Origin of the sequence: Telluribacter sp., assembly GCF_035998675.1 — a bacterium.
In the GTDB taxonomy this organism is placed as follows: Bacteria; Bacteroidota; Bacteroidia; order Cytophagales; family Spirosomataceae; genus Telluribacter.
Window position 1 is genome coordinate 907,782 of record NZ_DASYHI010000020.1, and the last position, 12,237, is coordinate 920,018.

The 12,237-nt window shown below is 50.0% G+C and carries 10 protein-coding genes; 7 read left to right on the forward strand and 3 right to left on the reverse strand.

The window, feature by feature from the left end; all coding sequences use genetic code 11:
• Nucleotides 1–41: 41 nt before the first annotated feature.
• From VGN67_RS18065 to VGN67_RS18080, 4 genes are all read left to right on the forward strand, one after another.
• On the forward strand, nucleotides 42–914 hold the full coding sequence (locus VGN67_RS18065) for a WG repeat-containing protein (RefSeq protein WP_327488256.1): 873 nt from the start codon (nucleotides 42–44) through the stop codon (nucleotides 912–914).
• Nucleotides 915–1,105: 191 nt separating this feature from the next.
• Complete coding sequence (locus tag VGN67_RS18070) at nucleotides 1,106–2,020, forward strand: ATP-binding cassette domain-containing protein (RefSeq protein WP_327488257.1); 915 nt, start codon at nucleotides 1,106–1,108, stop codon at nucleotides 2,018–2,020.
• Nucleotides 2,021–2,103: 83 nt separating this feature from the next.
• Entirely contained in the window at nucleotides 2,104–3,435 is a 1,332-nt protein-coding gene (locus VGN67_RS18075) for an ABC transporter permease (RefSeq protein ID WP_327488258.1), read from the forward strand.
• A 272-nt stretch (nucleotides 3,436–3,707) separates the two neighbouring features.
• Nucleotides 3,708–6,677 (forward strand): DUF2723 domain-containing protein, encoded by a 2,970-nt coding sequence (locus VGN67_RS18080; RefSeq protein WP_327488259.1) that lies wholly within the window; start codon nucleotides 3,708–3,710, stop codon nucleotides 6,675–6,677.
• A 96-nt stretch (nucleotides 6,678–6,773) separates the two neighbouring features.
• Here the strand turns inward: VGN67_RS18080 and dnaJ are convergent, their stop codons facing one another.
• Both dnaJ and VGN67_RS18090 read right to left on the reverse strand, forming a co-directional pair.
• Entirely contained in the window at nucleotides 6,774–7,943 is a 1,170-nt protein-coding gene (dnaJ, locus tag VGN67_RS18085; protein WP_327488260.1) for a molecular chaperone DnaJ, read from the reverse strand.
• An 86-nt stretch (nucleotides 7,944–8,029) separates the two neighbouring features.
• Nucleotides 8,030–8,590, reverse strand: a complete 561-nt coding sequence (locus VGN67_RS18090) for a nucleotide exchange factor GrpE (protein ID WP_327488261.1) — start codon at nucleotides 8,588–8,590, stop codon at nucleotides 8,030–8,032.
• A gap of 116 nt (nucleotides 8,591–8,706) precedes the next feature.
• On the opposite strand from VGN67_RS18090, the gene queG reads away from it, so the two are divergent.
• Entirely contained in the window at nucleotides 8,707–9,660 is a 954-nt protein-coding gene (queG, locus tag VGN67_RS18095; protein ID WP_327488262.1) for a tRNA epoxyqueuosine(34) reductase QueG, read from the forward strand.
• A 151-nt stretch (nucleotides 9,661–9,811) separates the two neighbouring features.
• A complete protein-coding gene (locus tag VGN67_RS18100; RefSeq protein ID WP_327488263.1) occupies nucleotides 9,812–10,654 on the forward strand; it encodes a universal stress protein in 843 nt (280 codons plus the stop codon).
• A gap of 62 nt (nucleotides 10,655–10,716) precedes the next feature.
• Here the strand turns inward: VGN67_RS18100 and VGN67_RS18105 are convergent, their stop codons facing one another.
• Nucleotides 10,717–11,022, reverse strand: a complete 306-nt coding sequence (locus VGN67_RS18105; RefSeq protein WP_327488264.1) for a hypothetical protein — start codon at nucleotides 11,020–11,022, stop codon at nucleotides 10,717–10,719.
• Nucleotides 11,023–11,113: 91 nt separating this feature from the next.
• Between VGN67_RS18105 and corA the strand changes: the two genes are divergently transcribed.
• Complete coding sequence (corA, locus tag VGN67_RS18110) at nucleotides 11,114–12,196, forward strand: magnesium/cobalt transporter CorA (protein WP_327488265.1); 1,083 nt, start codon at nucleotides 11,114–11,116, stop codon at nucleotides 12,194–12,196.
• Nucleotides 12,197–12,237 lie beyond the last annotated feature (41 nt).

Sequence of the window (12,237 nt, forward strand, 5' to 3'; positions counted from 1 at the left end):
CACCAGCAAATGCTTTATTACGTAGAGAGTAGTCAACAAGTATGAGGTATATCATTTTAGTATTTCTCATAACACTTATCTTTCTTAATTGCCAATCGCAGGATTTACTACCATTTCGTGCTGACACTCTTTGGGGATATAAAGACTCGCAGGGAGTGATAAAAATTGAGCCTCAGTATCAGTATGCTTCAAGGTTTATTTATGAAATGGCCATTGTTGCCAAAAATGGGAGTTTAGGAGCGATTGACCAGAACAACAAACAGGTAGTTTCTTTCAGGTATCAGTTTTTACAACCGCTGAATACATCCGAACTCTTATTCGGTTATAGAACCAAGTACTTTGGTGAATACACTATGGGAGTCATAACCAGAGATGAAAAAGTAATAATACCCGCGGAGTACAGCTACATTATAAAACGCCAGGATACCTACATTGTAACTACGAAGCAGGATAGCATCATAGAAAAAAGCCCTACTGGCGATGTACGTTCTGTAAGAAGCTTCCACGGCCTGCTCGACAGCAACGGAAAAGCTCTGATTCCTTGCAAGTATGAGTACTTAGACTGGATGAATGACAGCCTGATTGTATTATCGAAAAGAGTCCAGGGTACTAACCAGGCTCTCTTCAATAAGCGGGGTGAACAGCTCACTGGTTTTGAGTATATGGTATTCGGAAAACTCACCGAAGGTGTTGCCAAAGCCAGAATTGGCAACAAGTTTGGGTTTATTTATCCAAATGGTAAGGTCGCTATCCCGATTCAGTTTGATTACTGTGAAGACTTCAGCAACGGCTATGCCCTTATAAAGGAAAAAGATAATTGGGGCGCAATAAACAAGGAGGGTACTATTATTATTGAGCCGAAACTTGAATACCAGGAGGTAAAGGCTATTCTTAAAGAGAAGTTTGGCAGTTAGCTTGGTCCTTATTTTCAGCTTGGTCCCACTCAGTCCTTTTTTAAGCCACTCATCCGCCCGGCAGGTTATTTATCCGTATAAAGTTGTGTAAGGGGGCGCTTCTTTGCAACTTTGAAGAGTACCAAGAGTACCTGTCGGCGGAACTTCTGATATTCCGCTCATCAGGCCTTATTCACCCCTACAACTATCGTATGAATATTCTTGAAACGCACAACATTGTAAAGGAGTACGCCAATCACCGCGCCCTTGACGATGTGAGTATTTCTATTCCCCGCGGCTCTATTTTTGGACTTCTGGGCCCTAATGGCGCGGGCAAAACGTCGCTTATCCGGATAATTAACCAAATTACCGGTCCCGACAGCGGCCATGTGTTGTTCGACGGAAAGCCCCTCAACCAAAATCACATTGCCCGGATCGGGTACCTGCCCGAAGAGCGCGGACTCTACAAAAAAATGAAGGTGGGCGACCAGCTCCTTTACCTGGCCCAGTTGAAAGGACTGTCGAAGCAGCAGGCCATGGAGAAACTGAAAGGCTGGTTCATAAAGTTTGACATCAAAACCTGGTGGGACAAAAACGTATCGGACCTGTCCAAGGGTATGCAGCAGAAGGTACAGTTTGTTTCGACGGTTTTGCACGAGCCCGACCTCATTATCCTGGATGAGCCATTTTCGGGCTTTGACCCCATCAATGCCAACCTCATTCGAGACGAGATACTGGAACTTCGCCAACGGGGCAGTACGGTTATATTCTCTACCCACCGTATGGAAACCGTAGAGGAACTCTGTGACTATATTGCCCTGATCAATCGTTCCAAAAAGGTACTTGACGGCCCCAAAAAGCAGATTAAAGAGCAATTCAAGACCAATACCTACTTTGTGGAGTACCGCGGCGAGCTGAACGGGCTGGCCGAGCGGTATACGCTGAGGTCATCGCGGGAAATAGAGCCGGGTTTTCAGCGAACGGACATCCAGCTTTCGGAAGGCATTACGGCCAACCAGTTGATTCAGGACCTTATCAGTCAGGTGGAAGTACGCGCCTTTGGCGAAAACATTCCTACCATGAACGACGTGTTTATGCGGGCGGTCAATGAAGTACCCGAAGCGTAATGAGAGAGTTTATGAGTTCATAGTCTATGAGTTTAAACTAGAATAAAGCTTACAGCATATAGTCTAAAGCATACTGCCTTAAAATGAAAAATATACTACTCGTTATTCAGCGTGAATACATGGTCAGGGTCAAAAAGAAATCCTTTCTGATTATGACCTTCCTGGCTCCGCTCCTGTTTGTGGGTTTCTATGCGGTCGTTATCTGGGTGGCAGTGGGTTCGGTCGAAACCAAAACCGTTCAGGTACTTGACAAGAGCGGTCTTTTTGCCGGCCAGTTCCAGAACTCCAAAACGATTAATTTCAACTACCTTACCTCTTCGCTGGATTCCGCCAAAAATACCCTGAAGACCAGCCAGGCCACGGCGCTGGTGTACATACCGGCGGACGTCATGGACAACCCCAAGAATGTAAAGATTTACGCGCCCAAGAACGTAAGCCTGGAACTGCAGTCGGATATTGAAAAGGTCATTGAAAAACAGATTGAAGATATAAAACTGACCGAAGCCGGCATAACCCGCCGCATCCTGGAAGACTCGCGGGTAAATGTCTCGTCCGAAACCATCAGCCTCAGCGAGGAAGGCGAAAAAAGCAGTAGTTCGGGAGCAGCCACCGCCATCGGGGGTATTTGTGCCTTCCTGATTTATATTTCTGTCTTTGTGTACGGTACCCAGGTTATGCGCGGCGTAACCGAAGAAAAAACCAGCCGGATTGTGGAGGTTATCATTTCGTCGGTAAAGCCGTTTCAGCTTATGATGGGAAAAATTATCGGGGTGGCCCTAGTAGGCCTAACCCAGTTTGTCCTCTGGATTTTGCTGACGGTGGCCCTGACCTCGGCGGCGGGCGCGTTCATGGGCGATAAAATCCCGAAGGACCCGAAACAAATTGAACAACAGGTACAGGAAATCCGGAAAGATATGCCCGCTGCCTCCATGCAGGCCAGTGCGGGGCCGGCCAATCCGGTTAGTGAGGTACTTTCAGCTATTAACAGCCTGAACCTCCCCCTGATTATCTCGTGCTTCCTGTTTTATTTTTTAGGCGGGTACCTGCTGTACAGTGCGCTCTTTGGGGCCGTTGGCGCGGCCGTGGACAACGACGCGGATACGCAACAGTTTATGCTCCCGATTACCCTACCCATTATTTTCTCTTTTGTATTTGCCCAGTTTGTCCTCCGTGATCCCGATGGTAGCCTGGCTTTCTGGACTTCCATCATTCCGTTTACCTCGCCAATTATCATGATGGTACGGATACCCTTTGGGGTACCCGCCTGGCAGCTGGCCCTCTCCATGGTACTGCTGGTACTTGGCTTTATGGGTACTACCTGGCTGGCGGCCCGTATTTACCGGGTAGGTATACTCATGTACGGCAAAAAGGTATCGTACAAGGAGCTGGCAAAATGGATTTTTTACCGGGCCTAACCCGTTCCGGCGGTTATTACTTCATCCGAAAAGACCCGCTTCAAGGTGGGTCTTTTTTGTATCCTTTTTCGCCACCGGCAGTCGGCTAAGTACCTTCCTTGCAGGCCGTTTAAACCACGTTCTGCTAACCTTTAACACTTTTTAAGACAGCCCGAAAGAGATGGTTGTGGTTATTTTGCTAATTTTGAACCGGCTCTCCTTGTAGCCGCTGGCACAGGCGGTCATTTTTATCTCTACTTTGAGGGCCCTAAATAACTGAAACCTACTAGTACATGACTTCTTTCACCCGTTACAACAACCTTACCGGTTGGATTGTATTCGCGATTGCTTTACTCACTTACGCTATTACCGTTGAGCCCACGGCCAGTTTCTGGGACGCCGGGGAATTTATCGCCTGCGCATTTAAACTACAGGTACCTCACCCCCCCGGAGCTCCCCTGTTCCTGATGGTTGGGCGGCTATTTTCCCTGTTTGCCTTCGGCGACCTGAATGACGTGGCTTTCTGGATCAATATGGTGTCGGTGGTGAGTAGTGCTTTTACCATACTGTTTCTGTTCTGGACCATTACCCTGCTGGGGCGCAAAATCCTGGGCCGACCCGATGCTGACCTTACCATGGCCGATACCATTCTGCTCGTGGGAGCGGGTGCGGTTGGGGCACTGGCCTACACCTGGTCCGACTCGTTCTGGTTTTCGGCCGTAGAAGCCGAAGTGTACGGTTTGTCGTCATTCTTTACCGCCATAGTTATCTGGGCGGTATTTAAATGGGAGCGTATTGAGGATGAAGCCGCCGAAAACCGCTGGCTCATTTTTATCGCCTACCTGGTAGGTCTTTCCATTGGCGTCCACCTCTTGAACCTGGTTACCCTGCCGGCGCTGGCCCTGGTGTACTACTTCAAGAAATACAAAAATATCAACCTGTTTGGGGGTATACTTGCCTTTATAGCCGGATTGGTGGTACTGGGAATTATTAATTCGGGTATTATTCCCGGTTTGCCCAGCATGGCGGGACGCTTTGAAATATTCTTTGTCAATACGCTCGGTCTGCCCTTTACGTCCGGGGTAATATTCTTTGTTATTCTGTTCCTGGGTGCGTTGGTGTGGGGAATTCGTTATTCTGAGAAAAAAGACAAGACTACCCTCAACGTGGCTCTTTTGTCGCTGGCTTTCGTCCTTATTGGTTACTCCTGCTACCTGATGGTACTGGTAAGAGCCAACTATAACCCGCCCATTAACGAAAATAACCCGGACGGCGTACTTAGCTTTGTATCCTACCTGAAGCGGGAGCAGTACGGAAGTCGTCCGCTGCTCTACGGGCCTACCTTCGTTTCCCGGCCAATCAGCCAGAAGCGGGGTGAGCCTATGTACCGCCGGCAAAACGGCAAGTACGTGGTATATGACTACCGCCCCGAGTACGATTATGAGCCCGGAGCCAGCGTACTGCTGCCCCGCATGTACAGTACTCAAGGCAACCACCCGCAGCTGTACCGCGAAATGACGGGGCTGGCCGAAGGACAAAAACCTACCATGGCTCATAACCTGAGCTTTATGTTCTCCCACCAGATTGGCCACATGTACTGGAGGTACTTCCTCTGGAACTTTGTGGGTCGTGAAAGTGACGAAGAAGGCGCGGGTAATCTGCTCCCCTGGGACGTAGCCAAAGACTATCCTTCCCATGTTGCTAATAACAAGGCGCACGACAATTTCTTTATGCTGCCCTTTATTCTGGGTCTGCTGGGCATTGTAATTCAGTACTTCCGCCGCCGCCGCGACCTGCTGGTACTGGGTCTGCTGTTTCTGCTGACGGGCGTAGCCCTGGTAGTATACCTCAACTCGCCGCCGGTTGAGCCCCGCGAGCGGGACTATATCTATGTAGGGTCGTTTTATATCTTCTGTATCTGGATTGGCTTTGGGGTTATTTCTATTGCCGAGGGGTTAATGGGCGTACTTAAAAACAGTACCCCCCGCGTAGCGGTAGCTGGCTTGCTGGGACTGGCCGTACCCGTAATCATGGGCGTAAAAGGCTGGGACAACCACGACCGCAGCAACCGCTACCACTCGGTAGACTTTGCCCGGAACCTGCTCAACTCCTGCGCGCCCAACGCCATCCTATTTACGGGTGGTGATAACGATACTTTCCCGCTCTGGTACGTACAGGAGGTAGAAGGCTTCCGGACCGACGTCCGGGTTTGTAACCTGAGCCTGCTGGGTACCGACTGGTACATTAACCAGATGAAACGCCAGACCTACGAGTCGGAGCCGCTTCCCATTTCCCTGGAGCCCAACAACTACGCCTTTGGTAAGAATGACATTATTCCATTCTACGAAATACCCGGTGTAAAAGGTGGAATTAACCTGAAAGAGTACATGAACCTGGTGAAGCAGGAAAACAAAGCCATTCAGGTACCGCTTACCAGCGGCGATATGACTTCCATTCTGCCTTCGTCGGTCTTGTTTTTGCCGGTCAATGTGGAGGAAGTGCGCCGGATGAATATTGTCAAGGAAGACTACGTCCCCTTTGTACGCGATTCTATCAGCTGGACCATCGGTAACCGCGACCTGTACAAGTCGGACCTTATTATGCTGGATATAATAGCTACCAACGACTGGAAGCGTCCGATTTATTTCTCGTCTACACTGGCGGGTTCCAACTACCTCAACCTGAAGGAGTATATGCAGTTGGAAGGTTACGCTTTCCGTTTGCTGCCCGTACGGGTACCCGGCGCTACGGATGGCTACGTCAACTCCGACATCATGTACAAAAACATGATGAACAATATGTTCTGGCGTGAGCTTGACAACCCGGATGTTTACTATGATAATACCTACCTGGGCTCGCCGGTATTCACCGCCCGTATTTCCTTCCTGCGACTGGTGGGGCAACTGCTGTCGGAGAATAAGATAGAAGAGGCCAAAAAGGCCATGGAAAGAAGCCTGACAACTATGCCGGACCGGAGTATACCGTACGACCAGATATCGGCTAACTACATTCGTCCGCTCTTCCAGATAGGCAATGCGAAGCAGGCCCTTGAGATAGCCGATACTATGGCCCAACGAGCCGACGAAAATCTTACCTTCGTCCGGAACCACGGCTCGGCCAATCAGCGCGATGCCAACATTGACCTCTACATCCTGCAAACCATTGTGACCGCCTGCCGCGAGTCAAATCAGACACAGGCTACTACGAAGTACGAGGCTATTTTCCAGAAACACCTCTCCGGGCTCAACGTAATGGGGCAATAGTCCCCGTTTCTCATCCGGTATCCATAAAAAAGCCCTGACAGCAACTGTCAGGGCTTTTTTATGCTTTATTATTTTCAATTCCAAATCAGTGCCTGATTAATGGAAGAAGTCTTTCATTTTATCAAAGAAGCCTTTCTCGTTCTTACCCGGCTTGGGTTGGAAGTTGGGCGAAGTACGTAGTTTTTCGAGCGTGGCCCGCTCCTCAGGCGAAAGCTGCTGCGGAGTCCAGACGTTCACGTGCACCAGTTGGTCGCCTTTGCCGTAGCCGTTGAGGTCTTTGATACCTTTGCCCTTGAGGCGCAGGATTTTTCCCGCCTGCGTTCCCGGATCTACCGTAATACGGGCTTTTCCGTCAATGGTCGGAATCTCCATGGAAGTACCCAGGGCGGCATCCACGAAGCTCAGGTGCATATCAAACACCACGTTGTTGCCATCGCGCTTCAGGAACTCGTCTTCCTCCTCTTCAATCACAATCAGCAGGTCACCGGCAACGCCGCCACGGGGCGGTACGTTCCCTTTGCTCGACATGGAAAGTTGCATACCATCTGCCACGCCCCCCGGTATGTTGAGCGCAATGAGGTCGTCCTGCAGGAGGCGTCCTTCGCCCGCGCATACCTCGCAGCGCTCGCTGATAATCTTACCATCACCGTTACAGGTAGGGCAGGTATTGGTAGACACCATCTGCCCCAACATGGTATTAACTACCTTACGTACCTGGCCTATTCCGTTACAGGTAGTACAGGTAGTAAGGGCCGTACCGTGCTTGGCCCCGTTGCCCCCGCAGGTCGTGCAGGACACGTGGCGCTTTACCTTAATTTTCTTCTCAACACCGTTGGCAACTTCCTGCAGATCCAGTTTTAGTTTTATCCGCAGGTCAGAGCCCCGGCGCACCCGGCGTCCGCCACCGCCGGTAGCACGACCACCGAAAATATCCCCGAAAGGACTGCCATCGCCGCCGAAGATATCCCCGAACTGTGAGAAAATATCTTCCATGGTAAATCCACCGGCTCCGTAGGCGCCTCCACCACCGCTGGCACCACCCACTCCGGCGTGGCCGAACTGGTCGTAACGACGGCGTTTGTCTTCGTCGCTCAGTATACTGTAGGCTTCGGCGGCCTCCTTGAATTTGTCCTCGGCGGTAGGATCATCCGGATTTTTATCGGGGTGAAACTTTATGGCCAACTTGCGGTAAGCCTTCTTGATATCGTCTGCCGCTGCGCCACGGTCTACCCCAAGTATCTCGTAGTAATCTCTTTTTTGTGCCATTGTTTTGGATCACGGGTTGACTAGTTGTAAGCCAACAGCTTTAAAATTTTATTTTGTATACTCCTCCAACCAGAGGAAGAAGGCCTTCAGGCACCTACTACCACCTTGGCGTACCGTAGTACCTTATCGTTGAGGTAGTACCCTTTCTCAATTTCATCCACTACCTTACCCTTCAGGTCTTCGGTGGGGGCCGGAAACTGCGTCACCGACTCGTGCAGCTCGGCGTCAAACGCCTGACCTTTGGCTTCCATCGGTTTTAGTCCTTTGTTTTCCAGCAGTTTGAAAAACTTAGTGTATATCAGGTCCACTCCCTCCTTTAACGGTTCCACTTCAGTAGTGGTGTCAAAGGACTGCTTGGCCCGCTCAAAGTCATCTACCACCGGCAGAATCGACCGCATCAGGTCAGCGTTGGCGTTGGCAATCAGATCCAGCTTTTCTTTGGCGGTCCGGCGACGGAAATTTTCAAAATCGGCGTAGAGCCGGATGTACTTATCTTTTAATTCAGCTACTTCTATTTTCAATTCCTCAACGGGATCTGCCGCCTGAGCTTCTGCTGTAATCTGCTCCTCCGCCTCGTTGTCAGTTACCTTTTCCAACTCGGGCTCTTCGGCGGGGGTTTCCTGGTTATTCTGTGTATTTTCCGACATAATTGACTGGTACTTTAATTCTTTTATTCAGCAAGTATACTCCTAAATTTGTTTGCCAGCGCACAAATACTGACATCTTGACACTAAAAGGCCTCCCTGATTCGTACCTTTGGGGTATGACTACCGAAGACCTTACCAACCAGCAGCGAAGTCAGTTCCTGAAAGCCAAAGCTCTTGAGCTGGGCTTCGACTACTGTGGTATTTCCAAAGCCGGGTTTCTGGAAGAGGAAGCCCCCCGTCTGGAAGAATGGCTTTCGCGCAACTACCACGGCCAGATGGCCTGGATGGCCAACCACTTCGACAAACGCCTTGACCCGCGTAAACTGGTAGACGGGGCGCGGTCGGTGGTGACGGTATTGCTTAACTACTATCCCGAACAACAGCTCTCTAACAACGAAGACGACTATAAAATTTCCAAATACGCCTACGGTACCGACTACCATTACGTACTTAAAGATAAACTCAAGGCGCTCCTGAATGCCCTGCGGGAAGAGGTAGGCGAGGTGGGCGGCCGGGCCTTTGTGGACTCCGCCCCCGTCATGGACAAAGTATGGGCGGCCCGCAGCGGGCTGGGCTGGGTGGGCAAGCACACCAATCTGCTCAACCGCGACATGGGTAGTTTCTTTTTTATAGGAGAATTAATTCTGGACCTGGACCTCGCACCGGACGGCCCCGTCAAAGACTACTGTGGTACCTGTACCCGCTGCGTGGATGCCTGCCCTACCGGGGCCATCACCGAGCCCTACGTGGTAGACGGCAGCAAGTGCATCAGCTACTTTACCATTGAACTCAAAGAAGCCATACCCGACGACGTACGCGGCCAGTTTGACAACTGGGTCTTCGGTTGCGACATTTGCCAGGATGTTTGCCCCTGGAACCGCTTCGCCCGCCCCCACCAGACGCCCGAGTTCAACCTTTCTCCGGAGCTGGCCCATTTTTCCAGGAAAGATTGGGAGGAAATTACGGAAGAAGTCTTCAAAGAAGTATTTAGGTACTCGCCCGTAAAACGCACCAAACTGGAAGGGTTGAAACGAAACATTGCCTTTGTAAAATTAGGGGAGCAGGAGTAGGAAAGCAGCGCAAACCCGCTAGCGGCATAGCCCCTGCTGGCATGCTATTTTACCCTTTTTTCAGAGTAGAGGGAATACTTGTCAGATCAGTTTGACTGTATTACTGGATATTCCCCTAACTTGACGCTCTGAACATACACTCATCCAACCCATGAAAAAGATTCTTATCCCCATTGATTTCTCGGAAAATGCCGACCGGGCCCTGGCTGCCGCCAAACTGGTGGGTACCAAAGGCGAAGCCAGGCTCCTTATTTTACACGCCTACCAACCCTATATTCCCGACATGACGGTACCATCCGGCGTTGGGGTACTGCCCGTCCCGACGGAGGCCGAAGATGCCTTTCGCCAACGGTTAGAGGAGTACGTGGCGCAGGCCCGGAATGAAGGCTACGAAGCCGAGGGTATCTGGGCCATTGGAGGAATCCATCCGGCCGTATTTGATACCATTGAGCAGTACCGGCCCACTATGGTAGTGATGGGAAGAACGGGTACGGGTGGTTTTCTGGACAAATTAATCGGGAGTTCTACTACCAAGGTAGCCCTGGAGGCTCCTTGTCCGGTCATGATAGTACCTCCCCAGGCCAAGCCCAAAGCCCTCCGGGAAATTGTATACGCTACCCAGCTGGAACACGATGAAATTCCTATACTGCATCGGGTATTCAAAAACGTAAATGAGTGGGGCGCACGCCTGACCTTTTTAAAAATTGTGGGGGCCGTGCAGCCCAACATTCAGCCGGACCGGCAGTATATTGATGAAATACGGTCAAAATTTGACGTACCTAAGGCAAGCTTTGTCATTAGAGAAGCCGACTCGGTCCTGGATGGCATTGAAGCCTATTGTGACGAGGTACAAGCTGACCTGCTGATTGTGTCGGCGCGGGAGCGGTCATTTATTGAAGCCTATATCACTAACCCCAGTGTTACCAAAAAACTGGTTGTGAATACCCATGTACCCATACTGGTGTACCACCTAAAAGATGACGATAGACTGTAAGGCTAAAAATATAAAAGCGGCTTCTGATGCAGAAGCCGCTTTTGTGTCATTCTACCTGCGGATTAATTGCCCGAAGTAGTTGCTGGTTTTGCGGTAGCAACCGAAGGCGTAGTAGCATTCACATCCCCGGTAACGGTTTTTGTTGCACAAGGTTTGTAAATGGCACCGGTTGCGAAATCAATAATGGCCGCTGGCGCAAAGAGTAAAATGTCAGCCACTAATGCACCTACGCGTACTTGCCGCTGAGGCTGACCTTCCTTAGGCTTGATACGCTGACAATCAGCTACTTTGCCACCAAAAAGAGTTGCACAGCTGGTCATCGAAAATGAAAAACCAATAACGAGGGCAGAATAAATCACTTTTTTCATAAGGAGAGTGTTGGTATTTAGATTAGGTTTAACGGGTACAATGGTAGAAGTTTTCCTGAACAAAAACTATTGTATAAAATATATTTTTTCTATGTCTAAACGTCGTCAGCGTTCCAACCGAAAAAACCTGCTTACATCACCGGGTACCCTCACCTATGTAGGCCCGGAAATCGAGCTGAAAACAGAGATAAAAAGAGTTGATTTTAATGCCCGTTTTCACCGGGAAGAAGTTGTAAGAAACATTGCTGCCTGTGCTCCTGACCAACTAAACAAAGACCCTTATATCACCTGGATTGACGTGGATGGTATCCATGAAAGCCATGTAATAGGGAAGTTGGGGCAGCTCTTTCGACTGCATCCGCTGCTGCTCGAAGATGTCATGAATACGGAGCAAAAACCAAAGCTCGAACACTACGATGGAGGTAACCTGTTCATTACCCTCAAAATGCTGCACGTTGAAGAAGAAGAGCCCTTGTGCCTGAATGCGGAGCACGTAAGTTTTGTTCTGGGCAACCGGTACCTGCTTTCTTTTCAGGAAGAACGCACGGGCGATATATTTGTGCCCGTTATTGAGCGCCTGAAAGCATCGGTCGGGAAGACCCGTCGCTACGGTGCCGACTACCTGCTGTACGCCCTTCTGGACATTATCGTGGACAACTATTTTCTGATTCTGGAAAAAATAGGTGACAAACTCGACCAAATGGAAGACCAGATCATCAATGGCTCCCCGAAGTTCTCACTGCCTGAACTATACGCTTTAAAGCGGGAGCTAACCTTGTTCCGGCGCCTGGTTTGGCCCCTGCGCGAAATAATAGCCCAGCTCTTGCGGGACGATAATCCACTGATCACCCGCGACGTCACGCCCTACCTGCGCGACCTCCATGACCATAGTATGCAGGTGATTGAAACCATTGATTCCTACCGCGAACTCCTCGCCAGCCTGGTCGACGTACACCTGTCTTCGCTCAGTAACCGTATGAATTCAGTCATGAAAACGCTGACTATATTTTCAGCCATTTTTATGCCCCTTACTTTTATAGTCGGGGTGTACGGGATGAACTTTGAAAACATGCCCGAATTGACTACCCGCTACGGGTACTTTGTGGTATGGGGTATTATGATTTTAGTTACCATTGTCTTGGTGGTATACTTTAGGTGGCGGAAATGGATGTAGCGGGCAAAGGAAATCAATACCTTTGCCGGTAGTAAATAACA